Origin of the sequence: Rhodococcus sp. ACPA1 (assembly GCF_002300195.1) — a bacterium.
Classification (GTDB): Bacteria; Actinomycetota; Actinomycetes; order Mycobacteriales; family Mycobacteriaceae; genus Rhodococcus_F; species Rhodococcus_F opacus.
The window spans coordinates 367,063-382,771 of sequence record NZ_NSDX01000011.1; the positions used below are offsets into that span (position 1 = coordinate 367,063).

Below are 15,709 nucleotides of genomic sequence, written 5' to 3' on the forward strand. Positions count from 1 at the left end.
GGGGGAGTCCTTCAGTTCAGTCGCAGCTCGGCAGCGGCCCGTAGCTGGTCGGATTGGTGTTTGAGGACGACACCCATCGTGGCGCGCACGGCGTCGTCGTCGAGGGTGTCGAGCCCGAGCGCCAGGAGTGTGCGACCCCAGTCGATGGTCTCGGCGACCGACGGCAGCTTCTTCAGCTGCATGCCGCGCAGCACGCGGATGGTCCTGACCAGCTGCTCGGCTACTGCCTCGGGCAGCTCCGGCACCCGGCTCGCGAGGATCCGCCGCTCGAGTTCGGCGTCGGGGAAGTCGAGATGCAGGAACAGGCAGCGGCGCTTGAGTGCCTCCGACAGTTCGCGGGTGGCGTTCGAGGTGAGGACGACGAACGGCTTGCGCGTAGCCGTGATGGTGCCCAGTTCGGGGACGGTGACCGCGAAATCGCTGAGCACCTCGAGGAGCAGGCCCTCGATCTCGACGTCGGCCTTGTCGGTCTCGTCGATCAGCAGCACCGTCGGGTCCTCGCGCCGGATCGCGGTCAGCAGTGGCCGCGACAGCAGGAACTCCTCCGAGAAGACGTCCGCCTTGGTGGAGTCCCAGCTGTGGTCGCTGCCCGCCTGAATGCGCAGGATCTGCTTCGCGTGGTTCCACTCGTACAGCGCGCGTGCCTCGTCGACGCCCTCGTAGCACTGCAATCGCACCAGCTCGGCGCCGGTGGTCTCGGCGACGGCGCGGGCGAGTTCGGTCTTACCGACTCCGGCGGGACCCTCGATGAGCAGGGGTTTTCCGAGCCTGTCCGCGAGGAACACCGCGGTCGCGGTGCCCTTGTCGGACAGGTACCCGGTTTCGGCGAGCCGAGCGATGACGTCGTCGACGCTCGCGAAGAACGGCGTCGTGGTGGGCAGTGCGCGGTCCACGCTCGCTCCTTTCAGAGGGGCTTGAGGGAAGGGGGGTCGGCGGCGGTCTAGACCGGGCGGGTGTGCCCGTCACCCCAGACGACCCACTTGGTGGAGGTCAGTTCGGGGAGCCCCATCGGGCCACGCGCGTGCAGTTTCTGCGTGGAGATCCCGATCTCGGCGCCGAAACCGAACTGCTCGCCGTCGGTGAAGGCGGTGGACGCGTTGACCATGACGGCGGCGGCGTCGACGCGGGCGGTGAACTCCCGGGCGGCCGCGAGGTCGGAGGTCACGATGGCCTCGGTGTGGCCGGTTCCGTAGCGGTCGATGTGCTCGACCGCGGCATTCAGGTCGTCGACGACCTTGAGCGCCACATCCAGGGTGAGGTACTCCTCCGACCAGTCCGACTCGGTCGCGGGCACCAGTCCGGGCAGATCCCCGTGGACCGTCACGCTGTGCACCTGCAGGGCCTGCAGCAGCTTCGGCACCGCCGTCTCGGCGATCGCGGCGTCGATCAGCACCGTCTCCGCGGTGTTGCAGACACTCGGTCGTCGCGTCTTGGAATTGAGCAGGATCCGCTCGGCCATCTCCAGGTCGGCCGCCGAGTGGACGTAGACGTGGCAGTTGCCGACGCCCGTCTCGATGGTCGGGACTGTCGCGTCGCGCACCACGGCGCTGATCAGGCCGGCGCCGCCGCGGGGAATGACGACGTCCACGAGGCCGCGGGCCTGGATCAGGTGCGTCACGCTGGAGCGGTCGTCGCTCGGCAGCAACTGCACCGCGTCCGCCGGCAGCTGCTGCGCCGCCAGCGACGCCCGCAACGCCACGACCAGCGCCGCGTTCGACTTCGCCGCGGACGAGGAGCCGCGCAGCAGGGCCGCGTTGCCGGACTTCAGTGCCAGCCCGAACGCGTCGACGGTGACGTTGGGGCGGGCCTCGTACACCATGCCCACTACGCCGAGCGGGACCCGCAGCTGACGGAGTTCGAGACCGTTGGGGAGCGTCGAGCCGCGCACCACTTCACCGACCGGGTCGGGCAGACCGGCGACCTGGCGCAGTCCGGACGCGATCCCCTCGATTCGCTCCGGGGTCAGCCGCAGGCGGTCGAGCAGGGAGTCCTCGGTGCCCGACGCCCTGGCCGTCTCGATGTCGGCCGCGTTGGCGGCGAGGATGTCGGCGGAGGCGGCGAGCACGGCGTCGGCCGCCGCATGGAGCGCCGCATCCTTCTGCGCGGTGGTGAGCAGCGCGAGGACCCGCGACGCGGTGCGGGCGCGACGGGCCGCTGCGTGGACGGCTTCACGGGTATCCACCGTGGCACCGGCCGACGAGGTGGAAGTCACTGCAGTCATGAAGACAGCCTATATACAGGGGTGCGGGAATGATTTCGTCCCCCGCGCAGGTTGCGACTGGTCGAGACCATCAGAGGCAGGAGTGCTGTAGTGAGCGTGTTGTTCGAACCCATCACCTTCCGCGGAGTCACCGTCCCCAATCGGGTGTGGATGGCACCGATGTGCCAGTACTCGGCCGACGTGACGGGCCGCGACGTGGGAGTGCCGGGCGACTGGCACCGGACGCACCTCGTGACGCGCGCCATCGGCGGTGCCGGCCTGATCCTCACCGAGGCGACGGCCGTCAGCCCGGAGGGCCGCATCAGCCCCGCCGACCTCGGCATCTGGAACGACACCCAGACCGAGGCGTTCGCGGAGATCAACGCACAGCTCGAGTACTTCGGCGCGGTGCCGGGCATCCAACTCGGTCACGCCGGGCGCAAGGGCTCCGCGCACGTGCCGTGGCGCGGGGGCGGGAGCCTCGACGGCGACGATCGGCTGTCCTGGCAGACGGTGGCGCCGAGCGCGATCGGTTTCGGCGACCACACCCCGCCGGCCGCGGCGACGACCGCCGACATCCGGAAGGTGGTCGCCGATTTCGCCGCCGCCGCCGAGCGGGCGTCGCGAGCCGGGTTCAAGGTGGTGGAAATCCATGCGGCACACGGCTATCTGCTGCACCAGTTCCTCTCACCGGTCAGCAATCACCGCACCGACGAGTACGGCGGCAGCTTCGCGGGCCGCATTCGCCTCCTGCTCGAGGTCGTCGAGGCGGTACGCGGGGTGTGGCCGGCCGAGTTGCCCGTCTTCGTCCGGGTCTCGGCCACCGACTGGCTGTCCGAGGAGCCCGGCCTCGACGCGGACAGCTGGACGCCGGATCAGACCGTCTCCCTCGTGCAGGCCCTCGCCGACCTCGGCGTCGACCTCGTCGACGTCTCCAGCGGCGGCGTCACGTCCGCCCGGATCCCGATCGCGCCCGGCTACCAGGTTCCGTTCGCCCGCCGCATCCAGAACGAGACCACGGTCCCGGCCGCCGCCGTCGGGCTCATCACCGAGCCGGAGCAGGCCGAGCGGATCGTGGAGTCGGGAGAAGCCGTCGCCGTGTTCCTCGGGCGCGAACTGCTGCGCGACCCGTACTGGCCGCGAAAAGCCGCCCTGGTCTTGAATGCCCAGGTGACGCCGCAGATTCCGGCGCAGTACGCGCGGGCGTACTGAGGCTCGGGCCGACAAGCCCGCACATCCTTTGCTACGGTAATCGCTCTTACAGCTGGTAGTCCCGCACCCCGGACGGTGGGGCGGGACCGAGCCACGAGCCAGAGCCGATCGGCGGGGGCCGCATCGCGCCGAAGGGCCGTGGGTTGCCGAACCCGACCAGCAATCGCCGTGCGGGCGACGAAAAGATGCGTGCATCAGGTACGTGCCCCGCGCGGGTGATAACTGCGCTGGGGAGCGCACGACATGAATGCACCAGATCACTCGATCACGTCGGCCGAGGTGGCCGAATCACCTGATGTCACGGTCACCGACGAGGCCTCCGTCAAACGAGCCGTCAAGGCCACCATGCTCGGTAACGCCATGGAGTGGTTCGACTTCGGCGTGTACGCCTACCTCGCGACCACCATCGGCAAGGTGTTCTTTCCCGAGGCCAGCGGTACCGCACAGCTGCTGTCGACGTTCGCCATCTTCGCCGCGGCGTTCATCGTCCGTCCCCTCGGTGGACTGTTCTTCGGTCCGCTCGGTGACCGGATCGGCCGCAAGAAGGTGCTCGCCACCACGATCATCCTGATGGCGGGCAGCACGTTCGCCATCGGCCTGATCCCGAGTTACGGATCCATCGGGCTCGCGGCGCCGATTCTGCTGGTGCTGTTCCGGCTCGTGCAGGGATTCTCGACGGGCGGCGAGTACGGCGGCGCCAGTACGTTCGTCGCCGAATACGCGCCGGACAAGCGCCGCGGGTTCTTCTCGAGCTTCCTCGAATTCGGAACCCTCGCAGGGTATGTCGCAGCCGCGGGCCTGGTCACCATCATCAGCACCGTGGTCAGCGCCGACGCACTGGTGGACTGGGCGTGGCGAATTCCGTTCCTGCTCGCCGGTCCGCTCGGCCTGATCGGCCTCTATCTGCGGCTGCGGCTCGAGGAGACGCCTGCGTTCCAGCAGATGGAGCAGGCCGAAGAGCGTTCGCTCGCAGACGAATCCACGGGACGCAAACTGCGTGAGACCCTGGTGGAGAACTGGCGTCCGCTGGTGCTGTGCGTCATCCTGGTCGCCACGTACAACATCGCGCACTACGGCCTGCTCAGCTACATGCCGACGTACCTGTCGAACACGCTCGGCTACGACGAGTCGCACGGCCTCGTCCTCATGATCATCGTGATGCTCATCATGATGGTGTGCATCAGCTTCGTCGGAAAGCTGTCCGACCGGGTGGGTCGTAAACCGTTGCTGCTGGCCGGTTTCGTCGGATTCTTCGCGCTGTCGCTGCCCGCGTACCTGCTGATCGGCGTCGGGCACTACTTCACCGTCTTCGTCGGCCTCGCGATGCTCGGCGGGCTGCTGCTGTTGTTCGTCGGCGTCTTCCCGTCGGTCCTTCCCGCGCTGTTCCCCACCGGAATCCGCTACGGTGGGCTGGCGATCGGATACAACCTCGCGGTGTCGATCTTCGGTGGCACCACCCCCCTCGTCCTCACGGCGCTGCAGGACGCGACGGGCAGTGACCTCGTCGCGCCGATGTACATGATGGTCGCGGCCGTCATCGGCGGTGTCGCGGTTCTGCTCATCTCCGAGACCGCCCGGAAGCCGCTGGAGGGCTCGCCGCCCGCCGTGGCCACTGACGCCGAGGCCCGCCGCATCCTGAAGCGTCTCCGCCGCACCAGAGGCGACGCGTCCGCGACACCCGCACAGGAGACGGCGGCCGCCGACGCGGGTTAGTCTCGGGGTATGTCCGCTCCCAGGGTCGCCGTGGTCGGCAGCATCAACATGGACCTGCTGACGGCGGCCGAGCGGTTGCCCGCGCCGGGAGAAACGATCCTGGGCAGCGCCTTTGCCGCCACCCCCGGTGGCAAGGGCGCCAATCAGGCGATCGCCGCGGCGCGGGCCGGTGGCGCCGTGACCTTCATCGGCGCCGTCGGCTCCGATGTGTTCGCTCTCGACCTGCGGCAGGCCCTGGTGGACGCCGAGGTCGACACGCGGCACCTGCGCGAAGTGGACGGTCCGAGCGGGATCGCGGCGATCACCGTCGACGCCGCCGGTGAGAACAGCATCGTCGTGGTTCCGGGCGCCAACAGCACCGTGGTGGACCTGACATCCGCCGAACTCGCGGCCGTCGCGGACGCCGACGTCCTGCTGTGCCAACTCGAGATACCCCTGGGCACCGTGCTGGCCGCGGCGGCGCACGCCGCGGCACACGGCACCGTCGTGATGTTGAATCCGTCACCGGCGCAGCCACTTCCGTCCGAACTAGTGAAGCTGGTCGACGTGCTCCTCGTCAACCAGACCGAGGCCGCGCAACTCGGCGCCGAGGTCACCGGCGCCGTCTCCCACGTCGTGACCACACTGGGGTCGTCGGGCGCGGACTACGCGAGCAGCGACGGCACCGCGCTCCGCGCCGAGTCCCCCGAGGTCGAGGTGGTCGACACGACCGGGGCCGGCGACGCGTTCGCCGGCGCCCTGGCCGTCTCGTGGCGGCGCGGGCCCGCGGCCGCCGTCCCGTTCGCATGCACGGCGGGCGCGCTCGCCACCACCCGCCGAGGCGCCTCCACGTCGTCACCCACCCTCGCCGAGATCGACGCGGCACTGCCCGGCTGAGCGCGCTCCTGCCGTCGCCCGGATCCTCCGTGTCACCCGTGTCGTGCACCATGGGGGCATGACGACCGCCACCGAACCCGCACTCCGTGACGAGGCCGAACGGCTGCTCCGCGAGCTGGCAGGCGAGCACGCCACCCTCCGCGACGACCAGTGGACGGCGATCGAGGCGCTCGTGGTGGGCCGCAGACGGGCGCTGGTCGTCCAGCGGACGGGCTGGGGCAAGTCGGCGGTCTACTTCATCGCGGCGAAGCTCCTGCGGGCGCACGGGCACGGTCCCACGGTCATCGTGTCGCCGCTCCTGGCCCTCATGCGGAACCAGGTGGCCTCCGCCGAGCGGGCGGGCGTGCGCGCCGCCACCATCAATTCCGGCAACGTCACCGAGTGGGACGACATCCACGCCCGGGTCGCGGCCAACGAACTCGACGTGTTGCTGGTCAGCCCCGAGCGTCTCAACAATCCCGACTTCCGCGACCAGGTCCTCCCCTCCCTCGCCGCCGACGCGGGCCTCGTCGTGGTCGACGAGGCGCACTGCGTGTCGGACTGGGGTCACGACTTCCGTCCTGACTATCGGCGTATCCGCACGCTGATCGCCGAGCTGGGCGAGGGCATCCCCGTGCTGGCCACCACGGCCACGGCGAACGACCGCGTCGTCTCCGACGTCTCCACGCAGCTCGGGGTGGGCGGCGCCGAAACCCTCGTCCTCCGCGGCGGCCTCGAACGCGAGTCGCTGCACCTGTCGGTCGTGCAGATTCCGGAGGCCACCGCCCGGGCCGCGTGGCTCGCCCAGAAACTCGACAGCCTGCCCGGCTCGGGCATCATCTACGCGCTCACCGTGTCGGCGGCCAGGGATCTGGCGAGCCTGCTGTCCGAGCAGGGCCACACGGTCGCCGCATACACCGGGCAAACCGACGCCGCCGAGCGCGAGACCCTCGAGCAGGACCTGCTCGGCAACCGGGTCAAGGCCCTCGTGGCGACGTCCGCGCTCGGAATGGGGTTCGACAAGCCCGACCTGGGGTTCGTCGTGCACCTCGGTGCGCCGTCGTCCCCCATCTCCTACTACCAGCAGGTCGGGCGTGCCGGACGGTCCACCGACCGCGCGGAGGTCATCCTGCTGCCCGGATCCGAGGACAAGCAGATCTGGAGCTATTTCGCCTCGGTGGCGTTCCCCCGGGAGCACGTGGTGCGGCGGGTGATCGAGGTCCTCGACACCGAGCGGCCGCAGTCCACGCAGGCCCTCGAGCCGCTGGTGGAGCTGGGCCGCACCCGGCTGGAGATGGTCCTGAAGGTCCTCGACGTCGACGGTGCCGTACGCCGGGTGCGCGGCGGCTGGGTGGGCACCGGGGAGCCCTGGACGTACGACGCCGACCGGTACGAACGCCTCGAACGCGCCCGCGAGTCCGAGCAGCAGGCGATGATCGACTACCAGCGGATCACCACGTGCCGGATGGCGTTCCTGCGCGAGCAGCTCGACGATCCGGGTCTGGCGGCGGGCGCCTCGGAGTGCGGGCGGTGCGACAACTGCACCGGAGTACGCCACGACGCGACCGTGGACGCCGCGGCGGTGCAACAGACCAGAACGCGCCTCGAGCGCCCAGGCGTGGACCTGGCACCCCGTAAACAGTGGCCCACGGGCCTCGCGAAGCTCGGCGTGACGCTGTCCGGGAAGATCACGGATGGCCCCGAACCGGGGCGCGTCCTGGGCCGGCTGTCCGACCTGGGCTGGGGTCAGCGACTGCGTGCCCTGCTCGACGAACCGGACGGGCCCGCCCCCGACGCCGTTCTGAAGGCCTGCATCCAGGTGCTGGCCTCCTGGGACTGGACCGAGCGTCCCACCGCCGTCATGGCCGTCGAATCCGCCACTCATCCCCTCCTGTCGGCGTCGATCGCGGGGCAACTCGCCGCCGTCGGACGCCTCACCGACCTGGGAGTTCTGCGGCTGCGCCCGGAACATCCGCCGGTGTCCGCGGCCAACTCCGCCTACCGGGTGGCCGGGCTCGTCGACGCCTGGGAGGTCCCCGAGCTTCCCGACGGCGCCGGACCGGTGCTGCTCGTCGACACCCTCACGGACACCGGCTGGACCCTCACGATGGCCGCCAGGACGCTGCGCGCGGCGGGTGCCGCGTCGGTCCTCCCCTTCGCGCTCGCGAGTCTCAAATAGGCGAAGTGTGTCGCTTGCGGTTCACCCAAAAGTTACATAATGTGATGAGCATCACTTTGCACGTCTCACCTGCAAGGCTCCGCCACCTGAACTGTCCAATTTCGCGAGGCACGTGAAATCGAAGGGGATGGTTGTTAGGTTCGAATTTCCAATGACGCCTGTTCAGAAGAGTGCCATCCCGACCACCGCGCCGGACGCGGTGTTGTTCAGAAGTCCAGAGATCACTGACGGAGTCCGGCTCTGGGAGATCGCCAAGAACACGGAAGTGCTCGATCTCAATTCGAGCTACGCATACCTGTTGTGGTGTAGAGATTTCAGCCGCTCGTCGGTCGTCGCAGTCGTCGACGAGCGCGTCGTGGGATTCGTATCAGGGTTCATCCGCCCCGAATCCCCAGCGACGCTGTTCGTCTGGCAAGTTGCCGTAGACGCAGACCAGCGCGGCAAGGGAATTGCAGGTCGCATGCTGAGCGCGCTGCTCGATCGACTTGCACCCGAAGGGATTACCCATCTCGAAACGACGATCAGCCCCGACAACGAGGCCTCGATCGCGCTGTTCACAGCATTGGCGCGTCGCCGAGATACGGCGATCAACAAGCAAGAACTGTTCTCCCCTAACGATTTTCCCGATGGACACGAAGCCGAAGATCTGTACACGATCGGCTAAGAGCATGCCCCGGAGGAATGCAGCAACATGACTAACTTCGATACGAACATTTTCGACAACCTCGAATCCGAGGTTCGCAGCTACAGCCGCGGCTGGCCCGCCGTCTTCGAGTCGGCGTCCGGATCGTGGATCCGCGACGAGAACGGCCGCGACTACCTCGACTTCTTCGCCGGTGCCGGTTCGCTGAACTACGGCCACAACAACCCGGTCCTGAAGTCGGCGCTCGTCGACTACATCGTCAGCGACGGCATCACGCACGGTCTCGACATGTCGACCGTGGCCAAACGCGACCTGCTCGAGACCTTCGAGGACAAAATCCTGAAACCCCGCGGTCTCGACTACAAGGTCCAGTTCCCCGGACCCACCGGAACGAACACGGTCGAGGCCGCACTGAAACTGGCGCGCAAGGTGACGGGTCGTTCGTCGATCATCAACTTCACCAACGCTTTCCACGGCATGACGCTCGGCGCCCTGTCGGTCACCGGTAACTCGATGAAGCGCGCCGGCGCCGGAATCCCGCTGGTGCACGCCACCCCGATGCCGTTCGACAACTACTTCGACGGCGTCACCGAGGACTTCCACTGGTTCCGCCGCGTGCTCGACGACTCGGGCAGTGGCCTGAACCGTCCGGCCGCCGTGATCGTCGAGACCGTGCAGGGTGAGGGCGGCGTCAACGTCGCCCGTGCCGAGTGGCTGCGCGCCCTCGCGGACCTGTGCGCCGAGCGCGAGATCCTGCTGATCGTCGACGACGTCCAGATGGGCTGCGGGCGCACCGGGCCGTTCTTCTCCTTCGAGATCGCCGGCATCACCCCGGACATCGTCTGCCTGTCGAAGTCGATCAGCGGCTACGGTCTCCCGATGGCGCTGACGCTGTTCAAGCGTGAGCTCGACGTGTGGGGCCCGGGCGAGCACAACGGCACGTTCCGCGGCAACAACCCGGCGTTCGTCACGTCGAAGGTGGCCCTGGACCACTACTGGTCCGACGACACCATTCACCAGTCGACGCTGACCAAGGGCGAGAAGATCCACCAGGCGTTCACCGATCTGGCGAACCAGTTCGAGGGCTCCATCTCCACCCGCGGTCGCGGCCTCGTCCAGGGTCTCGTATTCGACGAGCCGGAGAACGCGGGCAAGGTCTGCAAGCTCGCCTTCGACGAGGGCCTGCTCGCGGAGACCTCCGGCCCCTCCGACGAGGTGGTCAAGCTCCTGCCGGCGCTCACCATCACCGACGAGGAACTGGACCACGGACTCGCGATTCTCGCCGACGCCACCGGCAAGGTTTGCAGCTAGAGAGAGGACTGACACTCACATGATCGTTCGCACCACCGCAGAAATCACCGACACCGAGCGCGACATCACCAGCGAGGACGGAAACTGGCGCAGCAAGCGCATCATCCTCGGCGGCGACAAAGTGGGCTTCTCGTTCCACGAGACCACGATCAAAGCGGGCTCGGTCAACGAGTTCCACTACGCCAACCACGTCGAGGCCGTCTGGCTCGTCGAGGGAACCGGCAAGTTGATCGACCTCGACAACGACAAGGTCTACGAACTCGGCCCCGGTTCGATGTACCTGCTCAACGGTCACGAGCGTCACCGTGTCGAGCCCGACACCGAAATGCGCATGCTGTGCGTGTTCAACCCACCCGTCACCGGGCGTGAGGTCCACGACGAAAACGGTGTCTACCCGTTGATCGAGGTTCCCGCGTAAGTTCGACCCCATGGCCGACGACGCTGCTGTTCCAGCTATAGCCATCGGACCCGCCCCGGACCCGCTCCTCGAGGATGCGGTGCGCCGGGGCGGTGCCCGTGTGGCCCCCCTCGAGTCCGCGGACGCCCTGGTCTGGACCACGGGTCCGATCGGGTTCCCGGACCCGCTTCCCGAGAACATCCGCTGGGTGCAGTTGAACTCCGCGGGTGTCGAGGAGTGGTTCGCCGCGAAGCTGATCAGACCCGACACGACCGTGCTGTGGACGTCGGCGGCGGGCGCGTTCGCCGCCACCGTCGCCGAGCACGCTCTGACGCTGCTGCTGGCCGGGGTGCGGGCACTACCGGAGCACCTCGAGGCGAAGACCTGGCGTCAGCAGGAGTTCTTCTCGAAGATCGGCACCCTGCGGGGCACCACGGTCGCCATCGTGGGTGCCGGCGGAATCGGCCGGGCACTGATCCCGATGCTCGCGGGCGTCGGGGCCGACGTCATCGCGGTGAATCGCTCCGGAAGCCCGGTGCCGGGCGCGATCGAGACGCTCCCCACCACCCGTCTCGGCGAGGTGTGGGCCCGCGCGGACCACTTCGTGATCGGGGCTCCCGCCACCGACGCCACGCACCATCTGGTCGGGGCGGCGGAGTTCGCGCAGATGAAGCCGACCGCGTGGGTGATCAACGTCGCGCGCGGCTCGCTCGTTCACACCAACGCACTGGTGAAAGCGCTGCGGGACAACACGATCGGCGGAGCGGGACTCGACGTCACCGATCCCGAGCCGCTTCCGGACGGCCACCCGCTGTGGGATCTGCCCAACGTGATCATCACCCCCCACGATTCCAACCCGCCTGCGGTCCGTCCCCCGGCGTTCGCCGAGCACGTGGCACTGAATGTCACCCGCTTCGTCGCGGGTGAGAATCTCACCGCTCTGATCGATCCTGTCGTCGGGTACTGAGCCGGCGCTACCCTGGAGTGCGTGTTCGCCCGACTGATCGACGTACTCGGTGGCCGGCGCCTGTGTGTGATCACCGGCGCCGGCATCTCCACCGACTCCGGAATTCCCGACTACCGCGGTCCGGACTCGCCACCGCGCAATCCCATGACGTACCAGCAGTTCACCGGGGACCCCGACTTCCGCCGCCACTACTGGGCGCGCAACCACCTCGGCTGGCGGCACATGGACGCCGCCCGGCCCAACACGGGCCACCGCGCGCTGGCGGGGCTCGAACGGGCCGGTGTCGCGAGTGCCGTCATCACCCAGAACGTCGACCTGCTGCACACCAAGGCCGGCAGTCGCCGGGTGATCGACCTGCACGGCACGTACGCCCAGGTCCGGTGCCTGGCGTGCGATGCCCTGATCTCGCGGGCCACGCTCGCCGACCGGCTCGAGCGTGCGAACCCCGGTTTCGCCGAAACCGTCGCTGCCGCACAGGGAGTGGAGATCGCACCGGACGCCGACGCGGTGATCACCAGCACCGAGCATTTCCGGATGGTCGACTGCGAGGCGTGTGGCGGACTTCTCAAACCCGACATCGTGTACTTCGGTGAGTCCGTTCCGAAACCGAGGGTCGCCGCCGCCTACGACGTGGTCGACGAGGCCGAGGCGCTCCTGGTGGCCGGCTCGTCGCTCACCGTCATGTCGGGACTGCGGTTCGTCCGGCACGCCGCCAAACGCGGAATCCCCATCGTCATCGTCAACAGGGGGACGACACGCGGCGACGAGTTCGCCACCCTCACCCTCCACGCCGGTTGCTCGGAAGCACTCACCGCACTGCTCGACGCGTCCTCCGCACTGCCCGCGTGACCGTCAGAGCGGCACCAGATCGTCCGCGTGGACGACGGGGCGCTGCATCTCCGCGGGCAGTTCCTGGGTCGACTTGCCCAGGATGTCGCTGATCTCGGCGGAGTCGTACGCCACCACACCCCTGGCCACGGGACGCTCGTCGGGGCCGAGGAGCGACACGACGTCGCCGCCGTAGAACCGCCCCGACACCGCGCTGATCCCCGCGGGCAGCAACGACCGCCGTTTGGTGACGACGGCACGTACAGCGCCCTCGTCGATGTGCAGGATCCCCTGCTCGTCCGCGGCGTGGCGTACCCAGAACTTGCGCGCCGACAACCGGGACGGCCGGGCCGCGAACGCCGTCCCCACCCCGGCGTCCCGCAGCGCTGCCCCGGCGTCCGAGGCGGCGGCGAGCAGCACGGGCACGCCCGCATCGGCCGCGAGGCGCGCTGCCGACAGCTTGGACGCCATCCCGCCGGTGCCGAGAGCGCCGCCCGAGCCCGCGACCACCCCGTCGAGATCCTCGGGGCTGTTCACCTCGGGAATCAGCGTCGCATTGCCCTTGCGGGGGTCGCCGTCGTACAGCCCGTCGACATCCGACAGTAGGACCAGCGCGTCGGCACCGACCAGGTGGGCGACGAGCGCCGCGAGCCGGTCGTTGTCGCCGAAGCGCAGCTCCGCCGTGGCGACGGTGTCGTTCTCGTTGACGATCGCGACCGCGTGCAGCGCGCGCAGGCGGTCGAGAGTGCGTTGCGCGTTACGGTGCTGCGCGCGGCGGGCGATGTCGTCCGCGGTGAGCAGCACCTGCCCGACGGTGCGCCCGTACCGGGCGAACGACGTGCCCCAGGCATGAGCCAGCGCCAGCTGGCCGACGCTCGCGGCGGCCTGCTTCGTCGCCAGGTCCCGTGGCCGCTTGGTCAGCCCCAACGGGGCCAGACCCGCGCCCACGGCCCCGGACGACACGACGACCACGTCGGAACCGGCACGCATCCGTGCCTCGATCGCATCGGCCAGCTCGTCGAGTCGACGGACGTCGAGCCCGCCGACCAGGCTGGTCAGCGCGGACGATCCGATCTTCACGACAATGCTGCCCGCCGACGCGATCGTGCGCCGGGTGGCGCTCACTGGTCTTCGGGGTCGAGGCCTTCGAGACCGCGACGGACCCTGGATGCGTGCTTGCGTTCGGTCGCGCCGATGCGTTCGACCTGATCCAGCCGCGGGTCGGTACCGCGACCGGTGCGGGTGAGATCGACGCCGGCCGGTGTCTGGGGCTCCCAGTCGAAGCTCACGTTGCCGATCGTGACGGACGCACCCGGCTCCGCACCCTGCTTGACCAGCTCGGTCTCCACACCGAGCCGCGCGAGGCGGTCGGCGAGGTAGCCCACGGCCTCGTCGTTGTCGAACTGCGTCTGCCGCACCCAGCGCTCCGGCCGCGTGCCGCGGACGATGAACCCACCGGGGATCTCCGGGTCGGCGACGACGCTGAAGCTGTTCTCGTTCGCGATCACCGGGCGGATCACCTGACGCTTCGGCTCCGCCTTCGGGTGCGCCTCACGGTAGTCCGCAACCAGCTTCGCCAGCGCGAACGTCAACGGGCGCAATCCCTCTCGGCTGACGGCCGAGATCGTGAAGACAGGCCACCCGCGGGCCTCGAGATCGGGGGTGACCATCTCGGCCAGCTCTGCCGCCTCCGGCACGTCCGCCTTGTTCAGGATCACGATGCGGGGCCGGTCCGCGAGGTCACCGAGCCCGGCGTCGCCGGACAGCGCGCCCTTGTACGCGGCGAGTTCCGCCTCGAGTGCGTCGATGTCGGAGATCGGGTCGCGGCCGGGGTCGAGCGTCGCGCAGTCGACGACGTGGGCCAGCACGGCGCACCGCTCGAGGTGGCGCAGGAAGTCCAGTCCGAGCCCGCGGCCGTCGCTCGCGCCGGGGATAAGCCCGGGCACGTCGGCCACCGTGAACGTGGTGTCGCCGCTCGACACCACACCGAGGTTCGGCACGAGCGTCGTGAACGGGTAGTCGGCGATCTTCGGCTTCGCCGCCGACAGCACGGACACGAGCGAGGACTTGCCCGCCGACGGGAACCCGACCAGCCCGACATCGGCGACGGACTTCAGTTCGAGGACCAGTTCCCGTTCGACGCCGTCCTCACCGAGGAGCGCGAAGCCCGGCGCCTTGCGCGCCTTCGACGAGAGGGCCGCATTGCCGAGTCCGCCTCGGCCACCCTGGGCGGCTTCGAAGCGGGTGCCGACACCGATGAGGTCGGCGAGGATACGGCCGTCCCCGTCGAGGACGACGGTGCCGTCGGGGACCTTCAGGATCAGGTCGTCGCCCTGGGCGCCGTCACGGTTGCTACCCATCCCCTGCTTGCCGTTGGTGGCCTTCGCGTGGGGGTGGAAATGGAAGTCGAGGAGGGTGTGGACGTTGCCGTCCACCTCGAGCACGACGTCACCGCCACGCCCGCCGTTGCCGCCGTCCGGGCCACCGAGTGGTTTGAACTTCTCCCGGTGTACGGAGGCGCAGCCATTGCCGCCTTTTCCGGCGCTGACGTGCAGCACGACGCGGTCAATGAATCGGGACATGACTGCCGGATCCTTCCTCAGTCAATTGTGTTGATCTCACTCGTGAAAAAAACAATAGGGGCGGACCGGGTATCACGACCCAGGTCCGCCCCTATTGGGAGCTTGAAACGTCCCTCACGGGACGATGCATACTCGCGGCAGGACTAGGCCTCTGCCGCCGCCGGAACGATGTTCACGGTCTTGCGTCCACGCTTGGTGCCGAACTCGACGGCACCGGCAGAGAGCGCGAAGAGCGTGTCGTCGCCGCCACGACCGACGTTGACGCCGGGGTGGAAGTGAGTTCCGCGCTGACGCACCAGGATCTCGCCGGCGCTGACGGACTGGCCGCCGAAACGCTTCACGCCGAGTCGCTGAGCATTTGAATCGCGACCGTTACGGGAGCTGGATGCACCCTTCTTATGTGCCATGTTCTTGACCCTCCTCGGGTGAAATCAGCTCTGAAGCTCTAGCTACTTGATGCCGGTGACCTTGAGGACCGTCAGCTTCTGCCTGTGGCCCTGACGCTTGTGGTAGCCGGTCTTGTTCTTGAACTTGTGGATCCGGATCTTCGGGCCCTTGGTGTGCTCGACGACCTCACCCGTGACCGAGATCTTGGCCAGCTTGTCGGCGTCGGTCGTCAGATCGGATCCGTCGACGACGAGAACGGGAGCAAGCGAGACAGCAGTGCCGGGCTCACCCTCGATCTTCTCGACCTTGACGAGGTCACCAACAGCGACCTTGTACTGCTTTCCGCCGGTCTTGACGATCGCGTACGTTGCCATCGGAGGGCTACCCCTTGCTTCTTCGAACTTGCTCGCGCCACAGTGTGCGCGACTGGTCTGG

General features: G+C 68.5%; 15 protein-coding genes. 9 read left to right on the top strand and 6 right to left on the bottom strand.

The window, feature by feature from the left end:
* Positions 1-11: 11 nt before the first annotated feature.
* Together CJ177_RS38145 and CJ177_RS38150 are read right to left on the bottom strand one after the other, a co-directional pair.
* Positions 12-908 carry a MoxR family ATPase gene (locus CJ177_RS38145; RefSeq protein ID WP_005248049.1) on the bottom strand — a complete coding sequence of 299 codons (897 nt, stop codon included), beginning with the start codon at positions 906-908 and terminating at the stop codon, positions 12-14.
* A gap of 32 nt (positions 909-940) precedes the next feature.
* A complete protein-coding gene (locus CJ177_RS38150) occupies positions 941-2,221 on the bottom strand; it encodes a glutamate-5-semialdehyde dehydrogenase (RefSeq protein WP_061045306.1) in 1,281 nt (426 codons plus the stop codon).
* 90 nt (positions 2,222-2,311) lie between these two features.
* Between CJ177_RS38150 and CJ177_RS38155 the strand changes: the two genes are divergently transcribed.
* From CJ177_RS38155 to CJ177_RS38195, 9 genes are all read left to right on the top strand, one after another.
* Positions 2,312-3,412 (top strand): NADH:flavin oxidoreductase/NADH oxidase, encoded by a 1,101-nt coding sequence (locus tag CJ177_RS38155; protein ID WP_025432938.1) that lies wholly within the window; start codon positions 2,312-2,314, stop codon positions 3,410-3,412.
* Positions 3,413-3,655: 243 nt separating this feature from the next.
* On the top strand, positions 3,656-5,125 hold the full coding sequence (locus tag CJ177_RS38160; RefSeq protein ID WP_095870188.1) for an MFS transporter: 1,470 nt from the start codon (positions 3,656-3,658) through the stop codon (positions 5,123-5,125).
* A gap of 9 nt (positions 5,126-5,134) precedes the next feature.
* Complete coding sequence (locus CJ177_RS38165) at positions 5,135-6,001, top strand: ribokinase (RefSeq protein ID WP_025432940.1); 867 nt, start codon at positions 5,135-5,137, stop codon at positions 5,999-6,001.
* Between the two features lie 58 nt (positions 6,002-6,059).
* On the top strand, positions 6,060-8,159 hold the full coding sequence (locus CJ177_RS38170) for an ATP-dependent DNA helicase RecQ (protein ID WP_095870189.1): 2,100 nt from the start codon (positions 6,060-6,062) through the stop codon (positions 8,157-8,159).
* A gap of 151 nt (positions 8,160-8,310) precedes the next feature.
* Entirely contained in the window at positions 8,311-8,823 is a 513-nt protein-coding gene (gene ectA, locus CJ177_RS38175; RefSeq protein ID WP_025432941.1) for a diaminobutyrate acetyltransferase, read from the top strand.
* A 27-nt stretch (positions 8,824-8,850) separates the two neighbouring features.
* A complete protein-coding gene (gene ectB / locus CJ177_RS38180; protein WP_005248059.1) occupies positions 8,851-10,113 on the top strand; it encodes a diaminobutyrate--2-oxoglutarate transaminase in 1,263 nt (420 codons plus the stop codon).
* 19 nt (positions 10,114-10,132) lie between these two features.
* The gene (locus CJ177_RS38185) at positions 10,133-10,531 is read left to right on the top strand and encodes an ectoine synthase (protein WP_005248060.1); all 399 of its coding nucleotides are present in this window, start codon (positions 10,133-10,135) and stop codon (positions 10,529-10,531) included.
* Between the two features lie 10 nt (positions 10,532-10,541).
* Positions 10,542-11,477: a D-isomer specific 2-hydroxyacid dehydrogenase family protein gene (locus CJ177_RS38190; protein WP_061045307.1), complete on the top strand. Its 936-nt coding sequence runs from the start codon at positions 10,542-10,544 to the stop codon at positions 11,475-11,477.
* 21 nt (positions 11,478-11,498) lie between these two features.
* A complete protein-coding gene (locus CJ177_RS38195) occupies positions 11,499-12,326 on the top strand; it encodes an NAD-dependent protein deacetylase (protein ID WP_025432942.1) in 828 nt (275 codons plus the stop codon).
* Between the two features lie 3 nt (positions 12,327-12,329).
* Here CJ177_RS38195 and proB read toward each other — a convergent pair whose 3' ends face one another.
* The 4 genes from proB to rplU form a co-directional block, all read right to left on the bottom strand.
* Positions 12,330-13,430: a glutamate 5-kinase gene (gene proB, locus CJ177_RS38200; protein ID WP_005261297.1), complete on the bottom strand. Its 1,101-nt coding sequence runs from the start codon at positions 13,428-13,430 to the stop codon at positions 12,330-12,332.
* Positions 13,427-14,887 (bottom strand): GTPase ObgE, encoded by a 1,461-nt coding sequence (gene obgE, locus CJ177_RS38205; protein ID WP_005248068.1) that lies wholly within the window; start codon positions 14,885-14,887, stop codon positions 13,427-13,429. The genes proB and obgE overlap by 4 nt, the downstream gene beginning before the upstream one ends.
* Positions 14,888-15,030: 143 nt before the next feature.
* Entirely contained in the window at positions 15,031-15,294 is a 264-nt protein-coding gene (gene rpmA / locus CJ177_RS38210) for a 50S ribosomal protein L27 (RefSeq protein ID WP_005248077.1), read from the bottom strand.
* A 42-nt stretch (positions 15,295-15,336) separates the two neighbouring features.
* On the bottom strand, positions 15,337-15,648 hold the full coding sequence (rplU, locus tag CJ177_RS38215; RefSeq protein WP_005248081.1) for a 50S ribosomal protein L21: 312 nt from the start codon (positions 15,646-15,648) through the stop codon (positions 15,337-15,339).
* Between the last annotated feature and the right edge of the window lie 61 nt (positions 15,649-15,709).

Bases quoted from the DNA above. Each gene is read 5' to 3' on its own strand.
- CJ177_RS38150 (WP_061045306.1), bottom strand. From the start codon at position 2,221: ATGACTGCAGTGACTTCCACCTCGTCGGCCGGTGCCACGGTGGATACC.
- CJ177_RS38160 (WP_095870188.1), top strand. From the start codon at position 3,656: ATGAATGCACCAGATCACTCGATCACGTCGGCCGAGGTGGCCGAATCA.
- CJ177_RS38165 (WP_025432940.1), top strand. From the start codon at position 5,135: ATGTCCGCTCCCAGGGTCGCCGTGGTCGGCAGCATCAACATGGACCTG.
- CJ177_RS38170 (WP_095870189.1), top strand. From the start codon at position 6,060: ATGACGACCGCCACCGAACCCGCACTCCGTGACGAGGCCGAACGGCTG.
- ectA (WP_025432941.1), top strand. From the start codon at position 8,311: ATGACGCCTGTTCAGAAGAGTGCCATCCCGACCACCGCGCCGGACGCG.
- ectB (WP_005248059.1), top strand. From the start codon at position 8,851: ATGACTAACTTCGATACGAACATTTTCGACAACCTCGAATCCGAGGTT.
- CJ177_RS38185 (WP_005248060.1), top strand. From the start codon at position 10,133: ATGATCGTTCGCACCACCGCAGAAATCACCGACACCGAGCGCGACATC.
- CJ177_RS38190 (WP_061045307.1), top strand. From the start codon at position 10,542: ATGGCCGACGACGCTGCTGTTCCAGCTATAGCCATCGGACCCGCCCCG.
- obgE (WP_005248068.1), bottom strand. From the start codon at position 14,887: ATGTCCCGATTCATTGACCGCGTCGTGCTGCACGTCAGCGCCGGAAAA.
- rpmA (WP_005248077.1), bottom strand. From the start codon at position 15,294: ATGGCACATAAGAAGGGTGCATCCAGCTCCCGTAACGGTCGCGATTCA.
- rplU (WP_005248081.1), bottom strand. From the start codon at position 15,648: ATGGCAACGTACGCGATCGTCAAGACCGGCGGAAAGCAGTACAAGGTC.